Origin of the sequence: Vibrio tetraodonis (assembly GCF_003350295.1) — a bacterium.
In the GTDB taxonomy this organism is placed as follows: Bacteria; Pseudomonadota; Gammaproteobacteria; order Enterobacterales; family Vibrionaceae; genus Vibrio; species Vibrio tetraodonis.
Genome location: NZ_QLYY01000014.1, coordinates 76120 through 94223 on the forward strand (window position 1 = coordinate 76120; position 18104 = coordinate 94223).

Consider the following 18104-nt stretch of genomic DNA (forward strand, 5'->3'; position numbering starts at 1 on the left):
AAAATGCCCGCTTGAATACAAGCGGGCATACTTCAAGAAAAACTGAAATTATTTCTTTTTGCCTTGTACCACTTGTTTGTCTTCTTCAGTCAGCTCACGAATACGTCGGCTGATGTCACGGCGCTCTTTGGAGATCTCCGCACTTTTTATGATATGGTCGTCTACACGATCCTCGTAATCGGCTTTCATATTTTTGATGATGGCTACGATTTCATCAGGCGTCATGTCTGGTTTGATATAGTCCATCAAGTTATCCAGAAGATCGACTCTTTTACGGTTATCGCGAACTTTTTTTTCATTGTCGAGCAGTTCACGCTTCAGCTTATTCTTTCTGCGTGCTTGAGCTACGATTTCAAATACTCCACTCATAAGTGTTTTTCCTGCTTTTACTTACCTTAAAACTACAGAGATTAAACCACAACATTTATGTCGATAACAGGTTTAAGATCAACAACTCTCTAATGATGACTAGTTTATCACCAAAAAGCCAATCCCGTCGTTGAGTGCAGGCAGCAGTCAGGATATGATTTCGTTATTAATAGAATAAAAAGATAAAGTTTATGCGAGCGTCTGACATTGTAATTCCAAAGGTTGAAAGGGCAGAGTTGTCTCAGCAGTCGAGCAAAATTGTTGAGGCTTACCGTAAAGAATGTCGCAGTCAAGAATTGACGGAAGTTGAATTAAATCGTAGAAAAATCATTATGATTGACGAGTATGGTAATATAAAAAAGCCATCGATTCTTTCTGAGCACTAAGCTAGAAAGGTATGACTTAAGGAAACGATAATGAATATAGAATTAAGCGATATTGAAGCGCGTGTCATTGGCTGCTTGATAGAAAAGGAAGTCACTACTCCAGACTATTACCCTTTGACCCTCAATAGCTTGACCAGTGCTTGTAATCAGAAGAGTAATCGTGAACCTGTTATGACCCTGTCTGAAACAGATGTTCAACAAGTAGTAGATGGATTGATTGCTCGAAGATTAGTAAGTGACGAGAGTGGATTTAATAGTCGAGCAAGTAAGTTTCAGCATCGTTTCTGCAATACAGAATTTGGCGATTTAAAGTTAACATCTCAGCAAAAAGGCATCGTCTGCTGCTTACTGCTTCGCGGTGCGCAAACTCCGGGTGAACTTAGAACTCGTACTAATCGCCTAGCAGATTTTTCAGATGTTAAAGAAGTAGAATCAATTCTAGAAAATATGGCTTCTGGTGGTGATTCTCCCTTAGTCGTAAAATTGCCAAGAGAGGCAGGCAAACGAGAGTCCCGTTATATGCATCTATTTAGCGGTGAAGTCGATGTTGACGCTATTGCTGCATTTTCTCCCGCTGTAAATATCAGCTCTGATAGTAAAAGAATCGAATTGCTCGAGACTGAGGTGGCTGAATTGAAAGCTCAGATTGAAGGACTTCGCCTACAAATAGAAAGCCTCACTTCTTAAATGACATCTGAACATGTAAAATCATCGTGTTCGATATGGTATGTCTACTTGATTCGGACACGTTTCAATTCCCTTTATTGTGGTATAACAACGGATGTATCACGTCGGTATTTGCAACACTGCCAAGGTTCTGGTGCCAAATCTCTGAAAGGTAAAGGCCCACTAACGCTCGAATGGTTTGAAGCGGTTGGGAAAAGCCGCTCCACTGCCTCTAAATATGAATACCGCATAAAAAAGTTGTCCAAAACACTAAAAGAAAACCTGATACAAAAAACAGTTGTTTTAGATGAGCTTTTCGACATTGAGAAAACTTGAGTCAATTGGATGCTTTTAACATCAGTTAGTTATGATTCTCTGTAAACAACCAAGTAATATTTAATCTTCCCCACAAAATTACGTTGTTTCTTTGATTGACCATCAAATGATCAAATTTTGTATTAACCTTAAACTTGTAACTTTAATAAGGTTGGTATGGATATGAAACTGTTAATAAAAGCCACGATAATGTGGTCGGTAGCATGGATGGCCATAGTGGTGAATGCAGCGACCGTAGTCCCAGATGGGCGAGGTAACGGGATGGGGAATACGGGTGTAACTTCGGCTGATTACCTTTTGGCTCCGTTTTACAACCCAGCACTGGTTGCTCTTCACAGAGACTCAGACAAGCTTGGTGTATTGTTTCCTGGTGTCGGTGTAAGGCTCAGAGATACCGATAAGACGCTTGACACTGTCGATAAGCTTCAAGATGAAATTAAAGCGTTTAAAGCTAACCCATCAGACACTGGTGCAGAGGCGAGGCTGAATAGTTATTTAGACCAACTATCTGATGATAAACCACTTGGGGTAAATGGAGGTGTGGTTGCTGCGATAGCACTTCCGGTTGATGTTCTATCGACAAATATATTTACTCGTGGTTACGCCGAAATAATTGCCAATAGTGATATAGCAACTACAGGAACAACCGAACAGCGCTACCAAAATTCGAATGTTGATGTGATTGCATTTGGTTACGGTGAGATTGGTGTAGCTATCGCAAAACGAGTGAATTTTCTAGGGCAAGATGTCTCCGTAGGTATTTCTCCAAAATTTCAAACCATGAGAACATACAAGCAAGCAATCACGGTTGAAGATTTTGATATCAGTGATTACGACAAAAGTGAAACCAAAAAGAATGCATTTAACGTAGACCTGGGAGCGGTATGGTTATACGAACAGTTTCGAGCAGGCGTCGCGGTTAAGGACCTGTTCTCTCAAGAGCTCAATACGTTAGATATCGGTGGTGTCAGTAGATATAAATTAAATACCCAGATTACGGTATCAGGGAGCTATGCACTTGAATATTTTACGGCTTCCACAGACTTTGATTTAACCAAACAAAAAAGGTTTACGGATCAAAATGATGATACGCAATTTTTACGCTTTGGTGTGGAAGGAAATGCGATGGGTTGGGCGCAATTGAGGCTTGGGTATGAAATTGATCTAGAAGATACGCTCGATAATTCTTTCACATTCGGTGTCGGTGTAAGCCCTGCTGATTTGGTGAGTTTTGACTTAGCGGCCAGCTATGCTGGTGACAATCAATATGGACTATCCGGAAATTTAGCATTTACTTTTTAGACTCTTATTTTGAACTGTAAATGGCTATGAGCGCAGAGTTTGTATCTATCGGTTTTTAAATCTGAATAGGATACAAACTTTGCGTAAAACAAAAACTTTCAAACATTTGATAATTCGGCTCGAAAGCCGGGCAAACCCTATGTAATATATGCAGCAATACAAATATCTTTATTCAAAGGGTAAATAATGTTCAAGCTAGCGCTGATAACACTCGCTATAGCGGTCCCAGTCGTGACATGTGCACATACGACCCAAGTGCTAAATGGGTATTGGCAATATGAGGAATATTTAGAAGCTAACCCAGAACAGAAAGAGCTAAGTCAAAAGTTGACTGAAGCTGTAAGAAACGCTCCAATCCCAATAGTAACGGAACAAACTAAGTCTCTATCTATCTCGGTTGTTTATCCTGGACAGCAAGTATCAGATTACTGGGTGAGAAACATTAAATCTTTTGAGGCACGGCTTAGAGAGTTGGGTGTTAAATACGAGATTAAACAGGTGTTTACTCGCCCCAACCTAGATGTAAGACAGCAAAGTCTATCGCTGCTAGAAGCAGTGCAAAATAAAGCGGATTATTTAATTTTCACCTTGGATACTACCCGACACCGAAAATTTATTGAAAATGTACTCAGCTCCACTGATACCAAGCTTGTTTTACAAAATATCACCACGCCAGTTAGAGCATGGGGAGACCAAAAACCCTTTATGTATGTTGGTTTTGACCATGTTAAAGGCATGCGCCTACTCAAGAACTATTATAAAGAAAACTTGCCAGCTGGAAGTCGTTATTCAGTGTTATATTTTTCTGAAGGCTATGTTAGTGATGCTCGTGGAGATACTTTTATCGAAGAGATGAGTCATCACGACTCCTATCAACTATCGTCATCTTTCTATACGGCTGCGACACAAGAGTCTGGTTACAATGCTGCTATCAAGGCTGTGGAGAAAGACCCTGATATTTCCTTTATTTACGCATGTTCTACAGATGTAGCACTGGGTGCTGCTCAAGCCCTGAAAAAATTGAATAGGAATGATATTCTTATTAACGGTTGGGGGGGAGGCAGTGCTGAGCTAGAGGCATTGAGTAAAGGGGACTTGGCGGTGACTGCGATGCGCATGAATGATGATACTGGTGTTGCTTTAGCCGAAGCGATTAAATGGGATATTGAAGGAAAAGATGTGCCAGATGTATATTCTGGGGACTTTGAATTGGTAACGAAAACTGATACGCAAACCAAAATAGACAAATTAAAGCAGAGAGCTTTTAGATATTCGGATCAATAATGTCATTTTTAACTCGGCGAAGGACCAAAAAGCGTCTTGCCACTTTATTAACGCGTTCGATTTTTCTTACCATAGCGGTTTTATCCTTGGTGGTCGTATTACAGAATTACCAAGTAAATCGACAAGTGGTCTCTCAAGAAGTGGCTCGATCTAAGCTTCAAACCCAAAGTTTGGTTCAGCAAATTTTAAATTTTAGACTCGAAGCCCTTGAAATACAGCAAGATAGTTATAGTCGTAATGGCTCACTGGTCGATGCCTTTATCGCAAAGGATACAAATCGACTCGCTCGATTTTTTAATGGTATTGATCAAGCGACTCCAGAGTTAGCCCCTGATTTTCGTTTTATTACAGAGCAATCCCAAATAGTTTGGGATGATGCGAATTATCAGTTTTATGGCCTATCAACGGAACAGCTATCGCACATAAGCCAAGACATGACGACAGGGGGTAGTTGGCATTTGTCCCAAACACCTTCATTACTGGGTACCCGTTATCTTATGGTACGTCGTGTTCCTATTATCAATATGGCGTCTGGAGAGGTATTGGGTTACTTACATATTGCGGTCGTATTGAACAACAACTTTTCTCTTATGAGTGCGGTGTTGAGAGGCAGTAATGCTGATCAAGTATTGCTTGCTGTGGGATCAGAAGTTATCGCATCAAGCACGAAAGATATCGATTTAAGTCATATCGAATGGTTGGAAGAGTCAGCAGTGGATTTTACTGCGAGTCAATATATGGTTTCGAAAACTGATTTGACAATCAGTGATGTTCCAACGTTTTTGTCTATCTATACCATCCAGGATAACAAACCCATTGTTATTATGGTGCGCAGCCACTATATGTGGGTTGCAGTGGCTGTTGTACTCCTTTTCTTGATCGCAGTATATGGCCGTTTATGGCTCGGTAAGCGAGTCTCAAAAGAACTGTTGAAGCTGATGAAATATACAGAAAGTTCAGTCGAAACGAAAGGAATGACTCGATTTCTTGGCTCACACATCGAAGAGTTTGACCAAATAGGTTCCTCTTTTGAGCTATCTTTCCAACGATTTCATGAGCAAGAGAAACAATTTGCGGACTTATTTAACTTCTCGCTATCGCCAATGACGCTGTGGAATGCTCAAGGACAGTTATTAAGAAGTAATCCAGCCGCTGAAAGAAGCTTTTTGGTCAATAACGAGTCAGAGAATGGCGATTATCATTTACTAATTGAAAAGCTTGGCCCTCACATACGCTTATGTGCAAAAGGTGCGGCATTAAAAGGCATTAACATATCAATAAGAGACAAAACATATCGGTGGAACCTGTCACCCATATTCATAGATAAGGGAGTAAATAACGTTTTGGCTCAAGGGCAAGATGTGACAAGCTTTGTTGAAGCTGAGGTTCAAAGTCTTGCTGCAAGGAGAGAAGCGGAAGAGACGGCAAAAGCAAGGTCTGAATTTTTGGCCAAGATGAGTCATGAACTGAGAACTCCCTTGAACGGTATTTTAGGCGTTTCGCAGTTACTAAAAGGAAAGTTATCAGATACTCAAGATGTTGAGCACCTTGATGTACTGTGTAATAGTGGTGAACACTTATTGGCAGTACTCAATGATATTTTAGACTTTTCAAAAATAGAACAAGGTAAGTTTCAAATCCAGTCTGTAGATTTCCGACTTGTGGAATTGGTCAGTGCCGTAGAAAAAATATACACACCATTGTGTGAAGAAAAAGGCGTTAGTTTTGAAGTCGTTACTAATCTTAGCAATGAGACTTTTGCCCATAGTGATCAAGTAAGGCTTAATCAGATTTTGTTCAACCTTGTGAGTAATGCTATCAAATTTACACACAGGGGCAGTGTAACAGTATCAATAATGTGTCGTAAGCAACCGACAGGGTACTATTTGAATGTCGGTGTAGAAGACACAGGAATTGGTATAGAACAAGAGCGGATAACCCATATTTTTGAACCATTTGTTCAAGCTGAATCGACCACCACACGAGAATATGGAGGTAGTGGTCTCGGGCTTGCTATTGTTCATAGTCTAGTGGAAATGTTGAACGGTGAAATAGAAATAGAGAGTACTATCGGCAGAGGTACGCATTTACTGCTATCCATACCCATTGAACTCGTTGAATCTGCAGAGCAAGTGGAAACCAATACCTTGGTTGAACCAGCGAGTTTATTTGAGCGACCGCTAAATGTGCTTTTGGTCGAAGATAATCATACTAATGCGTTCATTGCTAAGGCTTTTTGTGAAAAGTATGGCATGGACGTAATATGGGTCCAAGATGGTTATAATGCGATCGAAAAGCTCAAACAACAGAACGACATTGACCTAATTCTTATGGATAATCAATTGCCCAATTTGGGTGGGATTGAAACGACCAAAATAATTCGTGACGATATGATGTTGGATACGCCAATCTTCGCTTGTACTGCCGATGGTATGCAAGATACCAAGCGTGCCTTCCTAAATGCAGGCGCTGATTATGTTATCATTAAGCCAATCAAAGAACTCGCTTTGAATCAAGCGTTTATTCATTATAAAGAAAATCACTTAAGTAAGAATAAAGACTTGTAATAGATGGATAATTGAAGCATAAGCCCAATAAAGCACTATTGGGCTTATGTGTTTTTTGTTCAAGCACAGTATTTATTTTTCTCGTGCTCGTGGCTTTCTAGGTAATTAGAGATTGCAAGATAACATTCATCATCACACAGCAAATGCAGCTTACTGCGGCGCTTAAGAACATCGTCAACGCCGACTGCGAGTTCCTGTTTAACGAGATAATCAATCTCTTTTTGATAGATACCTGGGGCAAACATTATGCCTAAATCTTGTTTTGTTTTGACACCACTGAGTAATCGATTCACTCGGCTGCCATATGACTGAATCCAACGTGAACGTGTATCAGCGTCAACAAATGGAATATTAGCAGCGAGTTGGGATTGCATAGCTGGCCACGAGAAGTTCTCCCCTCCGGGTAAAGGAGTGTCTTTCGTCCATGGTTTGTTGAGGTTAAAATATGGAGATAGTTGCTTCATCGCTGATTCAGCTAGCTTTCTATATGTTGTTAGTTTACCACCAAAAATTGACAATAGTGGCGCTTGGTTTTCTTGGTGATCTAAAGAAAGCGTGTAATCGCGAGTAATCGCTTGAGGTGAATCTGACTCGTCATCGCAAAGTGGACGAACACCACTAAAGTCAGAAATAATGTCATCCAATGTTAATTGTTTACGGAAGTGGCTGTTGGTGACCTTGAGCAAATATTGTTTTTCATCATCACTTATCGATACGTTTCTGGGATCTCCGTGGTACTCAACGTCAGTCGTTCCTATGATTGAAAACCGACCCAAATAAGGAATCACAAAAACGATACGATGATCTTCATTTTGCATAATGTACGCCTGTTCTTCATCGTGAACTTTGGGTACGATAATGTGCGATCCTTTTATTAACCGAATACCATAAGGTGAGTTTAACTCAGCATTTTCAGTAAGGAAGTCTTTCACCCATGGTCCGGTAGCATTAACTAAAGCTTTCGATCTTCTAATAAGTGTTTGCCCTGAACGAAGATCATGTATTTCTACATGCCAAACACCGTTCTCCCGTCTTGCTTTGGTCACTTGGCAATAATTACTTACTTCGGCTCCTAGCTCACGGGCTTGGATAATGTTGAGCACCACAAGCCTTGCATCATCAACCCAGCAATCTGAGTATTCGAATCCAATACTCAGCTCAGGCTGCATAACGCTTTGGTTATCGAGCGCAATCTTTTTACTCCCTGGTAGAGATGTACGCTTTCCTAGGTGATCATAGAGGAAAAGGCCTGCTCGAATCATCCAAGCGGCGCGTAAAAAAGGGCGATGAGGTAATCTAAATCTCATTGGGAAAGCGATATGTGGCGCTTTTGCAAGTAGAACTTCTCGTTCTGCTAAGGATTCACTGACTAGGCGAAACTCATAGTGTTCTAGATACCTCAAACCTCCATGGATTAGCTTTGAACTTGCAGAGGAGGTGGCTCCAGCAAAGTCTTGGGCTTCATACAGTCCAACTTTGAGGCCCCGTCCTGCGGCATCGACCGCTATCCCAGCGCCATTTATTCCTCCACCTACAACAATGATATCCAGTAGTTCCTGTTCTTCTTGGTCACTTAAGCAACTATTATTCATAAAACCGCCATAGCAAAATGTTCGTTCGAGCGTTTAATTTTCGTTATTTAATCATATTGTAGCTTTATTTGTTAGTGTTTGTCTGACCAAACCCGATCAAGATCATTAAATTAATCATGATTCGAAAATAAATCGAACGTTAAATGTTGTTCTATGAAACAAAAGGGGATGAAAAACTAGCAGTATGAACTATTTTTATGGATGACTTTTTACCGCAGTCTTTAACTGCTAGCCAATGACGTTAGTCGTTCTACAAATTGGTTCTTTCTTATATCGGAGAAGGAAAGATAGTTTTAGACTATCATCATCATGCGCCAATTTTGTATTGGCGCATGATGAGTTGGTCGAGAGGAGAGCATTTATCTTGCCAGTTTTTGGTGTGCCTTCGAGAAGTGACCAGCACAAAATGCTCCAACAATGGATAGTTCGCCAGCCAAGCAGAGGCCAGCGGTGACTTCGGCGAGCGCTTTTGATTTTCCAGTGCCATGTAATCTCATGATTTCTAGACATGCTCTTTGACTTGGTAGATGCGTGCCACCACCTACAGTGCCGACCATGATGTTAGGTAAAGTAACACAAGCATATAAACCGCCATCCATATTTATTTCCATACGCGTGATGCCAATCGCGGACTCAGCTACGCAGGCTATATCTTGCCCACATGCAGTATAAAGAGCAGCAAGTGCATTAGCATAATGAGCATTAACGCCAATTCCGCCACTAAGTGAGGCGCCTGTTGTCGTCATTTGACCGAACTTAACCATTTTTTCTGGTGTGGTATGTAGATACTTCTCTATTAGATCTTTAGATAGGTTTATTTCAGCAGAGACCTTTTTACCCCTGACATGCTTTAGTGTGCAAGTATTGGGCTTTTTATCACCCGATAAGTTGCCATCAAGAAAAGCTTCTCGAGCTTTGATTGGTGAATGTGCACATATGTAGTTAAACACCTCATTGGTTGCTATCGTAACCATGTTTTGACCTGAGGCATCACCTGTATGAAACTCAAAGATAAGGTATACTCGGTTACCCTCTATATTTACACTTACATCATTCAACTGACCATGTGCAGTTGTCGATTCAGCAATCTTCTTACATTGTTCATACTGCGTTACAACCCAGGCCACAAATTGTCCTGCCTTAGCTAGGCTATGAAATTCAAACACTGGTGTTCGTGTCACGCCTTCGTTGAGCAATATCGCACTCGCACCACCGCCAGATGTAATGAGTTGGGCTCCACGATTGTATGATGCAACTAATGCTGCTTCAGTGGTGGCAAGTGGGATCAAATAATCGCCATGAGCATGCAGGCCATTAATGCGAAGAGGGCCTGCGACTCCGACAGGAACTTTTACTGTGCCGATAAAGTGTTCAATGTTTTTGTTATACGTATCAGACAGACTTCTTGTGGTTGGATCGAGTAAGTGCTGTTGTTCTGTCATGTCAGATAAAACGCTCCAGCGCTTATCCAAGTTTTTTGCGGAGATATATGGACTCTGCGTTAGCGACTGCTCGATTGGAGCTGAGCTAGGCAAAAGCCTACTCTCCAGAGTAGCTGAACATAATTCCGTGTTGAAGTTTGACGCTCTGTCATGACTAGACAAGTTGAGTTTGGGCATGGTGATGAAAAAAATAGTGTTGTCGGGCGATTCTAGCGTCTGTTACGAGGAAGACAACATTTATTCTTTAATGAGAAGTAAATTTAACCTAAACATGAATATCAAGCAACGTACCGATCATTTCTTGGTCTCTCTGTAATACATTGGTACCAATACGACTATACTGCTCTGCTTGAGTCAGCTTGACCATTGGTTCTATCTGATAGGTTTCAGGCGGCTTGAATTCCACCTCATTGAACTGGTAGGAGTTATCTTTATCGATAGGGTTGGTTGCTTTGGGTTGGTATATTTCGCGCGCAGCTTCCTCTGCCATTTTAGATGACTGCTCGATTAGCTGATAGCCGGGTTGCACCGCAGATACTGCCATAATCACCCCCTATACCTAGTTAAAGCCTACTGTAGATTTGCTTTTTTAGCAAGTTATGCTATCGAAACAAGCTCGCTATAAGTCTTTGCTCTTCATCAGTTAGTAGAGCGTTTTTAGGCTCTGATAAGGTTTGAGATATCTCAGTTTTTAGTGTTCTTAGCTGACAGGGTGTCATATTTTTTATTTGTTTTTTAAGAACTTCAAACTGCTCTGAATTCATGTTGGGCTGCCTCCGAATCAAATCAATTTTCTCATTCGAATAGCAAGAGATGTCTCCTTTCATCGTCTCACCTTGTTACAAGATTTAAGATCCCATCTTATGTAGAATTGCTGCATATATGTCCGAAAAATGTCAGATGGGTTTTATATTTCTGTGAATTATGCCATATAAATAAACGATAAAGATAACTTAATTGTCATTAAAGTGACTCAGTTTTTTGCACGAATTACGAATTTTTTAGCTAAAGAGTGCAGCTCAGGAAGCATTCGGTATATGAGGTAGAGTTGTTCTAATACCATTTTCACTTCGCTGTTATCTTGATCTCGCCATTCCTCTAGTCGACTTTTCAGATCAAGATCAATATTATTACATTGAGAATCATAGTGTTCCGAGCCATCGAGCAACTTAGTCAATATTTCCAAGTGATGATGGATAACTTTATGTGCGTCTAAAATAAGTTTGTGGGTCCCCGCTTCACTGATGCGTGTTCTATGGGCACCAAGAGCAGAGGAGTAGCTCAATAAAGCGTGACTTAGTGTCAAGAAACGGAAGCTTTCGTCTGTGGCAGCGCGATATCGCCCCGGTTCTATCAGCATTGAACTTATGGCATTGCTTAGCTTTGCATCGTGGTTGTGAGCCTTACGCCTTGCTATTCGATAAGGCAAACTATCTCTCTTTCCGATTCGATATTGACCTATGATTTGTGCAAGGTACTCTTGGTTGGCTTGAATGGTTTCAGCCATGACTTTATGCAGTCTTTTTGACTGCCAATCTGGTAAGATGAAAGTGATGGATAATACCGCTAGCGCGCACCCAATCAGGGTATCAGTTAATCTTGGAATAACTATCGCATAGCCGTCGCCGTGTTGATGAAAGCAAAATAGAACTAAAATTGTGATAAAGCTTGTGGCATATCCATAGTTTGCAAGTCGCAGCATAAAAAAAGCGACGCCCGAGACCACAATCAGGAGTAGTTGGCTTTCTTGCGAAGGGAGCAGAATAAGTAAAGGTACACCTACCAACAGACCAAGTATGGTACCAGCCACTCTAGCAACCAGTTTATTACGAGTTGCACTATAGTTGGGTTGGCAGACAAATAATGTTGTCATCAGTATCCAATACCCTTGTTCAACATGTGTCATCTGAATTAGACAATATCCCACCGTTAGTGCCAAAGACATCCTCACTGCATGGCGGAATAACATCGAATCGAGTGAAAAATGTGATATGACTCGTTGCCAGCCCTCTTTCAGGCTATGAGCTTCCGTGTCATCGAGTTCGGTTGTGTCGAGTATACCTGCGTTTGAAGTACAGATATTACTGAGTTGCTTTTCAACGGTGGCAAGATTATTAAAGAGATAGTTAAGCTGGTTAATCAATGATTTCTTGTCACTCTTTGTTTCTGTTTTTAGGTGTTCCAGTGAGCAAACTAATTCATCGAGCGCAAGTAACGATTGACCAGTATGAATATATACCTTACCTAGCTGGATTGACTTCGCTACTTGTTTACATGCTTGTGCTTGTGTTTCGAGTAGGTGCTTGAATCTAAAAAGTATGTCTGAACGACCAAACTGCTCGCATAACTCTTGATAGCGATAGTGGCTTGAACTGATGCGTTCATGGATGTCTTGAGCAAGGAAGTAAATGTTGAGAAATTCATCACTAGACGATTGAACATGGTCCCGTTTAGACCTGTTTAATAAGGTTGTTTTACATTGGTTCAAAGCAGTTACTGTTGCTGCGTTGAGTGCCGCTTGTTTTATTCTATAGGGTTGGGGATCGAGACCAGTAACAGGGTGAAAGAGTTGGCTACGTGATTCTAGGTAGTTCGCGAGATGAATAAAAACGTTAGCTAAACTTTGTTGAACAGGTTGGTGGGGCCATAATGCTGACCAAGTTATCGATAATATGAAATACCAAATAGAGCCTGAAAGCAGCCAGATAGGTTGTTGCCAGAGATTGGAGCTTTGTTCAGCACCCAACATTGTGTATATGGCGACGAGTAGTGAACCGAATGCAATACTTGCATAGCTAGCACTGATTGCGCCAAGCATGATGAATCCGAAAGTAGAAATACATAGCCCTATCGCAAACAAAATAGGCATAGAAAAAAGCAGTTCGATAGAAAACGACGCAATGGAGAAGCAAACTAATGTAATAAACGTAGCTTTGATACGGCCTAAGACACTTTCATCTGTTTCTGATAGTGCGGCTGCGATAACACCTAATATTAATGGAATAACAGAAGTGTCGATCGAATAAAACCAGCTGACGCTAACTACACCGACCAAAGCGACCAGAATCAGCAAGCCGTAATTGATGGTTTTGTTTACCCAGTAGAGGTGAAGTTGACTTAAAAGTTGCACAGTGATTGCTTTTCGTTCTCTTTAATGTTCATATTAACTAATAATACATGTTAAATTTATGATGTAGATAAGGAAAAATGCTTATTTTCGAGAAATTAACTCGACGTCGATAGTTATCCATCGACAAGATCTTTTCACTCAATGCACTGGTTACGTTATTATGTGGATAACTAGACCTGAGGAAATGTAAACATGCAGCTAACTGCAACCAAGACTGCACAATATTTGATACAAAATGAATATAACCGGGTTTCTCTAGAATCTGATGTCATCATACTCAGCTCAAAGTGGTTTGAAGAACATATCCCGTTTAGTGTATGGAGTGGTGAAGTTAATCTAAAACGAGGCATAATTTGGGGTGGTTTGCAGTTTTTTTCTCACCCTAAAGACGGTAGCAGACAGTCATGGTTAATTGAAGGGCTTTCATGGCAGAGCTGCGGTCAGTTTGCTCGCCTAGCGGTTGATTGCTATCAAAAATGGCATAACAAGCAATGCCAACAGCTTTATAAACTTCTTCCCCAATGGGAAATGGCCTTACAGGGGTTAGAGCGTCAACCTGCGTACTTAACTCATTCTACCGTTAATTGCCAATTAACGAAGATTTTCGACGATCTAAAAACGACTCAAATGACGCTGGAAGATGCCGTTTTGATGGCACCCCAGAAGATGGCCAATCTAGTGGCTTGGGTGACAGATACCGAAAATGTTATGCAATTACGCAACCAAAGGTGGATGGAAATAGAGCTGGAAAACTGGAAAGTGCTTTTTTCTCAAATAGAGTCGTCTCCATTGAACTTGTCTCAGCAACAAGCGGTTTTACTGAATGATGACACCAATTTAGTGCTTGCAGGAGCAGGCTCAGGAAAAACCAGTGTTCTAACCGCACGTGTCGCATACCTTCTTCAAAGCCATCTTGCACAATCGGAAGAGATTCTTATGTTGGCATTCGGGCGAGATGCTGCAAATGAAATGCGTCAGAGGCTAGAAAATAAAATCGGTTTAAGTGCTGACCAAGTGAAAGTTAATACATTTCATCAGCTTGCACTAGCTATTTTGAATGATGTTGAAGGCTCCTCAGTCACCATCTCTCCTATTGCCACTGACGATAACTTAAAAAATGCATGGTGTATGGCGTGGTTAAAAAATCATTGGGCTTCATCAACCGCATTCAAACGTTGGCAAAAGCACCTCAAGAAATGGCCAATTGCTTACATAACTGGAGACGATGAGTTAGCAAGCCATGCTGAAAATCCAAAGTTAATTAATTGGTTAACAAAGCAGCTCGAACAACTGTCTACATTAGGGTCTACCAAGAAAGATATCCAAGAGAAGTTAGTGACGTTTGATGACTATACACGCCTTAACAGTGAACTCGCCCTAGTCTGGCCTTGCTACCAAGCTTGGATGGCGAAGCATAGTGAAGAGGGGCATGTTGATTTCAATATCATGATTAGCAAAGCGATAGAATATGTTGAAAAAGGGAAATACAAGCCTTCATGGAAATATATCATGATTGACGAGTACCAAGATATTTCACCAAAACGCTTACAGTTAGTGGAAGCTTTATGCAACCAAAAAGGATCGCCTAATTGTGTATTGTTTGCTGTTGGTGATGATTGGCAATCGATTTATCAATTCGCGGGTGCGGATGTAGATTTAACGACAGGGTTCGCTAAACGTTTTCGCTATTCAACGGTACATAGGCTTGATACAACTTATCGCTTCAATAATCAGATTGGCGAAGTGGCCAACCAGTTTATTCAGCGTAATCCTAATCAGTTGATAAAAACATTACAAAGTTATAAACAGAAAAAGTCTAAGTCTGTAACCTTGTCAGAGAGTAGTTCGGTAGAAAAGATTCTCGAAGAGTTAAACCGCAAAGCGAAAAGTACTCAAAGTGTGTTGCTGCTCGCCAGAAATCATTATCACAAGCCAGAGCTTTTGCCACAGTGGCAAAAACAATTTGCTTTGTTATCTATCGATTTTATGACGTGTCACGCTAGCAAGGGACGCGAAGCTGATTATGTTATCATTTTATGCGTCGATGAAGGCCAGTTTCCTCCCAGAGTTAAGAGTCTACACATTGATTGTGCTTTGACCCAATCTACGGACCCTTTTCCTTATGCGGAGGAGCGACGCTTATTTTACGTTGCTCTTACACGCGCCAAAAAGCATGTCTGGGTGACGTATTCAGGTTCTGGATCCTGCTTTATTCATGAACTTAAAGACCAAGACTATCCAGTTAATGTTAAAAAGCGCGGTGTGTAACACGATGAAAGAAGAATTATGTATTGTCTTAACGACAACAGATTGTCAGAAAACGGTGCAAACAATCATAGAAACAGCATTAGAGCGGGAGTTGGCTGCTTGTATCCAAACTTTGCCTATTCAAAGCAGTTATAAATGGGAAGGGAAGTTACACCAAGATAGTGAAACTCTACTTATTTTTAAAACGAAAAAAGCCTGTTACAAGAAACTAGAAGACCTGATTAGTTCGCTCCACAATTATGAGGTACCGGAAGTGATTCAACTGTCAATCACTGGGGGATTCAACCCCTACCTGACATGGCTGAAGGAGTCGACACGTTGCTGAGTTAAAAGAAGAGTCAGTGATGTCAGTGCACCAATAGTGTCCATTAACATATCTTTTTGAGCATCCCAGATGTCTCCTTGAGAGCCTAAGAAAGCTATCCCTTCATCCCCTCCAGCAAGGGCAGCATACCACCATTCAACGATTTCGTAGCCTGCAGCCAGTGACATGATAGCAAATAAAGCAAAACATACAGCGAGTTTAACACTCATCAATTGGCGTCGGATTATGTACTCAGCGATGGGGTAGGCATACAATCCGATAGAAAAATGCGCGACGCGGTCGAAGTTATTACGTTCTGAGCCGATAAGTTGATTGAACCAATTGAATGGAACCTCGGCAAAGGTGTATTTTGCTCCAATAGTATGCAGTGTAAGCCAGATAAACATCAGAATGTAGGCTGTGTTAGAGAACTTGAACTGTTTTGATATTATCCAAATAAAAAACAATATTCCTAAAGCGGGAATTATTTCAGCGACCCATACAGTATAAGAAGTTGGGGAAATGGCAGAAAAGGCAAATACGACCGCATAACCAATTGTTAACCAAAATAAAATTGATAGTGATCTATTGTTGGTATCCATTTGGTCGTCGCCTCTCTAGTCAGTTAACATGTGTATAATGCCACCCAATAAAACACTGTTCAATTAAATTTTAATGGTTTATATCTCACATTTTACTAACTGATAATGTTGAAATGCATAATTAACACACAGATAAAATCTGTGTTATTGCGCTGGACCTCGGCAAAGTTTGCTTTACTGGGCCACGAGATTTAGAATCCTGCTTCAACCATAGCACAATGAAATAAAGTGAAGCCATGAAACTGGAAACCGTCGATTATAGGGCCGAAGATGCGGCGCAAAAATTTGTCAAATCACTTCGCGAAACAGGGTTTGGAGTACTGAAAAATCATCCAATTCCCAAAGAGCTCGTCGAGTCAATTTACGAGAACTGGTATCAGTTTTTTATGACAGATCGGAAGAATGAGTTCACATACAATGTTGAGACACAAGATGGTTACTTTCCTCCTTCTGTTTCTGAAGTAGCAAAAGGGCATGCGGTCAAAGATATCAAAGAGTACTTCCATGTTTACCCTTGGGGACAAATACCGGAGGAACTAAAAGCGCAAATTTTGGATTACTATCAGCAAGCAAATAAATTTGCTGAAGAGTTGTTAGGGTGGGTTGAAGCTCATGCACCAGCCGAAATTCAGGACAAGTTTTCTGTGGCACTATCGGAAATGATTAATGGTAGTGAAAAAACCTTGCTAAGAGTGCTGCACTACCCACCGATGACTGGCGAAGAAGAGCCTGGAGCGATCCGAGCTGCCGCTCATGAAGATATAAACCTACTTACTGTCCTTCCTGCATCTAATGAGCCTGGTCTCCAAGTCTTGGGCAAAGATGGGCAATGGATTGATGTGCCATGTGACTTTGGTAGTTTAATTATTAATATCGGTGACATGCTTCAGGAAGCATCTGATGGCTATTTCCCTTCTACCACTCATCGTGTTATCAACCCTGCAGGTGAGCGCCAAGAAAGTTCAAGAATTTCATTACCTTTGTTTCTCCATCCCAAACCTGAGGTGGTACTCTCAGAGCGCCATACGGCAGATACATACCTAACAGAGAGACTAACAGAGCTTGGAGTGCTTTAGCAAAATTTGTTTAGCGGGCCAGTGAGTACTGGCTCTTTTTTTGGGTAATGATCGTTAAATCTTATATATTGGCTCGACAAATCGACAATTTTAGCTTTGTATTAAAAATAAACGCTGAATAATTTGGATATGAACGAACATCAGGAAGTCGCCGCCCAATTTGAACAGTATATGGAAAATCCATTGCTGTGGCCCATAATGGAAGTCTTGAAAAAACAACCTTCTGGATGGAAAGTTCACACACTTTCGTCCCATCTTTGCGATCTAGAACTTTTGCCAGTTCTCGACGCTTCACCGGAAAAAGATCTTTTCAAACGCAACTTTCTAATCATGAACGCTCTATATCAATTGCAAGAAACACTGTACCCAGAAAACTGGCTGCAGGTGCAAGCAATGGATATTGTGTTGATGCCTCAGTCTCAAGTTTTCGGCCATGAAGTCGATCATGCAGACCCGCTCCGAGACTATTATCTTGATTGGCATAATTATGAAGCGGAAGAAGGTGAGGTAAAACGCTTATTGAACGAGTTTTGGACACGATACAGAGAGTTTGTTGGTAGCATTGATGTAAGCGACATGGATCGAACTAAAGCTTTGTCGCTATTCGAGCTTCCTATGGACGCAAGCCAAACTGAAATTCGTAAGACGTGGCGAAAGCTGGCTTTAAAATGGCATCCTGATAGGGAAAATGGCAATAGCGAACGATTCAGGGTATTGTGTGAAGCTTGGCATGTATTGAGGCATTGATAAGTGTGGCTAGCACCCTTATCAATGCAAATT

General features: G+C 41.0%; 17 protein-coding genes. 10 read left to right on the plus strand and 7 right to left on the minus strand.

The features are described from left to right. Positions 1 to 48 precede the first annotated feature (48 nt). On the minus strand, positions 49 to 369 hold the full coding sequence (locus DPF90_RS10790) for a DUF496 family protein (protein ID WP_114786348.1): 321 nt from the start codon (positions 367 to 369) through the stop codon (positions 49 to 51). Positions 370 to 560: 191 nt separating this feature from the next. Here DPF90_RS10790 and DPF90_RS10795 point away from each other — a divergent pair, with 191 nt between their 5' ends. From DPF90_RS10795 to luxQ, 6 genes are all read left to right on the plus strand, one after another. Then, positions 561 to 755, plus strand: a complete 195-nt coding sequence (locus tag DPF90_RS10795; protein ID WP_114786349.1) for a hypothetical protein — start codon at positions 561 to 563, stop codon at positions 753 to 755. Positions 756 to 785: 30 nt separating this feature from the next. Then, positions 786 to 1442, plus strand: a complete 657-nt coding sequence (locus DPF90_RS10800) for a YceH family protein (RefSeq protein WP_114786350.1) — start codon at positions 786 to 788, stop codon at positions 1440 to 1442. Continuing rightward, positions 1443 to 1757, plus strand: coding sequence for a GIY-YIG nuclease family protein (locus DPF90_RS10805; protein WP_114786351.1), 315 nt, complete (start codon positions 1443 to 1445; stop codon positions 1755 to 1757). 162 nt (positions 1758 to 1919) lie between these two features. Next, the gene (locus DPF90_RS10810; protein WP_114786352.1) at positions 1920 to 3059 is read left to right on the plus strand and encodes a conjugal transfer protein TraF; all 1140 of its coding nucleotides are present in this window, start codon (positions 1920 to 1922) and stop codon (positions 3057 to 3059) included. A gap of 186 nt (positions 3060 to 3245) precedes the next feature. Continuing rightward, complete coding sequence (locus DPF90_RS10815; protein ID WP_114786353.1) at positions 3246 to 4343, plus strand: substrate-binding domain-containing protein; 1098 nt, start codon at positions 3246 to 3248, stop codon at positions 4341 to 4343. Further along, positions 4343 to 6910: a quorum-sensing autoinducer 2 sensor kinase/phosphatase LuxQ gene (gene luxQ, locus DPF90_RS10820; RefSeq protein ID WP_114786354.1), complete on the plus strand. Its 2568-nt coding sequence runs from the start codon at positions 4343 to 4345 to the stop codon at positions 6908 to 6910. Before DPF90_RS10815 ends, luxQ begins: the two co-directional genes overlap by 1 nt. A 59-nt stretch (positions 6911 to 6969) precedes the next feature. Here luxQ and glpD read toward each other — a convergent pair whose 3' ends face one another. The 5 genes from glpD to yccS all read right to left on the minus strand — a co-directional run bounded on the left by glpD (position 6970) and on the right by yccS (position 13074). Beyond that, positions 6970 to 8502 (minus strand): glycerol-3-phosphate dehydrogenase, encoded by a 1533-nt coding sequence (gene glpD / locus DPF90_RS10825; RefSeq protein WP_114786355.1) that lies wholly within the window; start codon positions 8500 to 8502, stop codon positions 6970 to 6972. Between the two features lie 359 nt (positions 8503 to 8861). Next, positions 8862 to 10121: a hydroxymethylglutaryl-CoA reductase gene (locus tag DPF90_RS10830; protein WP_114786356.1), complete on the minus strand. Its 1260-nt coding sequence runs from the start codon at positions 10119 to 10121 to the stop codon at positions 8862 to 8864. Positions 10122 to 10209: 88 nt separating this feature from the next. Then, positions 10210 to 10488 (minus strand): hypothetical protein, encoded by a 279-nt coding sequence (locus tag DPF90_RS10835; protein WP_114786357.1) that lies wholly within the window; start codon positions 10486 to 10488, stop codon positions 10210 to 10212. Between the two features lie 58 nt (positions 10489 to 10546). Beyond that, entirely contained in the window at positions 10547 to 10771 is a 225-nt protein-coding gene (locus tag DPF90_RS10840; RefSeq protein ID WP_114786358.1) for a hypothetical protein, read from the minus strand. A 146-nt stretch (positions 10772 to 10917) separates the two neighbouring features. Next, entirely contained in the window at positions 10918 to 13074 is a 2157-nt protein-coding gene (yccS, locus tag DPF90_RS10845) for a YccS family putative transporter (RefSeq protein WP_114786359.1), read from the minus strand. A 192-nt stretch (positions 13075 to 13266) separates the two neighbouring features. On the opposite strand from yccS, the gene helD reads away from it, so the two are divergent. Both helD and cutA read left to right on the plus strand, forming a co-directional pair. After that, on the plus strand, positions 13267 to 15342 hold the full coding sequence (helD, locus tag DPF90_RS10850) for a DNA helicase IV (protein ID WP_114786360.1): 2076 nt from the start codon (positions 13267 to 13269) through the stop codon (positions 15340 to 15342). A gap of 4 nt (positions 15343 to 15346) precedes the next feature. Beyond that, complete coding sequence (gene cutA, locus DPF90_RS10855) at positions 15347 to 15667, plus strand: divalent-cation tolerance protein CutA (RefSeq protein WP_114786361.1); 321 nt, start codon at positions 15347 to 15349, stop codon at positions 15665 to 15667. Here the strand turns inward: cutA and DPF90_RS10860 are convergent. Next, complete coding sequence (locus tag DPF90_RS10860; RefSeq protein WP_114786362.1) at positions 15631 to 16248, minus strand: DUF2238 domain-containing protein; 618 nt, start codon at positions 16246 to 16248, stop codon at positions 15631 to 15633. The genes cutA and DPF90_RS10860 overlap by 37 nt on opposite strands. A gap of 236 nt (positions 16249 to 16484) precedes the next feature. Here DPF90_RS10860 and DPF90_RS10865 point away from each other — a divergent pair, with 236 nt between their 5' ends. Further along, positions 16485 to 17324: an isopenicillin N synthase family dioxygenase gene (locus DPF90_RS10865; RefSeq protein WP_114786363.1), complete on the plus strand. Its 840-nt coding sequence runs from the start codon at positions 16485 to 16487 to the stop codon at positions 17322 to 17324. A gap of 129 nt (positions 17325 to 17453) precedes the next feature. After that, a complete protein-coding gene (locus DPF90_RS10870; RefSeq protein WP_114786364.1) occupies positions 17454 to 18071 on the plus strand; it encodes a DNA-J related domain-containing protein in 618 nt (205 codons plus the stop codon). Positions 18072 to 18104: the final 33 nt, after the last annotated feature.

Bases quoted from the DNA above. Each gene is read 5' to 3' on its own strand.
- DPF90_RS10790 (WP_114786348.1), bottom strand. From the start codon at position 369: ATGAGTGGAGTATTTGAAATCGTAGCTCAAGCACGCAGAAAGAATAAG.
- DPF90_RS10795 (WP_114786349.1), top strand. From the start codon at position 561: ATGCGAGCGTCTGACATTGTAATTCCAAAGGTTGAAAGGGCAGAGTTG.
- DPF90_RS10800 (WP_114786350.1), top strand. From the start codon at position 786: ATGAATATAGAATTAAGCGATATTGAAGCGCGTGTCATTGGCTGCTTG.
- DPF90_RS10805 (WP_114786351.1), top strand. From the start codon at position 1,443: ATGACATCTGAACATGTAAAATCATCGTGTTCGATATGGTATGTCTAC.
- DPF90_RS10810 (WP_114786352.1), top strand. From the start codon at position 1,920: ATGAAACTGTTAATAAAAGCCACGATAATGTGGTCGGTAGCATGGATG.
- DPF90_RS10815 (WP_114786353.1), top strand. From the start codon at position 3,246: ATGTTCAAGCTAGCGCTGATAACACTCGCTATAGCGGTCCCAGTCGTG.
- luxQ (WP_114786354.1), top strand. From the start codon at position 4,343: ATGTCATTTTTAACTCGGCGAAGGACCAAAAAGCGTCTTGCCACTTTA.
- glpD (WP_114786355.1), bottom strand. From the start codon at position 8,502: ATGAATAATAGTTGCTTAAGTGACCAAGAAGAACAGGAACTACTGGAT.
- DPF90_RS10830 (WP_114786356.1), bottom strand. From the start codon at position 10,121: ATGCCCAAACTCAACTTGTCTAGTCATGACAGAGCGTCAAACTTCAAC.
- DPF90_RS10835 (WP_114786357.1), bottom strand. From the start codon at position 10,488: ATGGCAGTATCTGCGGTGCAACCCGGCTATCAGCTAATCGAGCAGTCA.
- DPF90_RS10840 (WP_114786358.1), bottom strand. From the start codon at position 10,771: ATGAAAGGAGACATCTCTTGCTATTCGAATGAGAAAATTGATTTGATT.
- helD (WP_114786360.1), top strand. From the start codon at position 13,267: ATGCAGCTAACTGCAACCAAGACTGCACAATATTTGATACAAAATGAA.
- cutA (WP_114786361.1), top strand. From the start codon at position 15,347: ATGAAAGAAGAATTATGTATTGTCTTAACGACAACAGATTGTCAGAAA.
- DPF90_RS10860 (WP_114786362.1), bottom strand. From the start codon at position 16,248: ATGGATACCAACAATAGATCACTATCAATTTTATTTTGGTTAACAATT.
- DPF90_RS10865 (WP_114786363.1), top strand. From the start codon at position 16,485: ATGAAACTGGAAACCGTCGATTATAGGGCCGAAGATGCGGCGCAAAAA.
- DPF90_RS10870 (WP_114786364.1), top strand. From the start codon at position 17,454: ATGAACGAACATCAGGAAGTCGCCGCCCAATTTGAACAGTATATGGAA.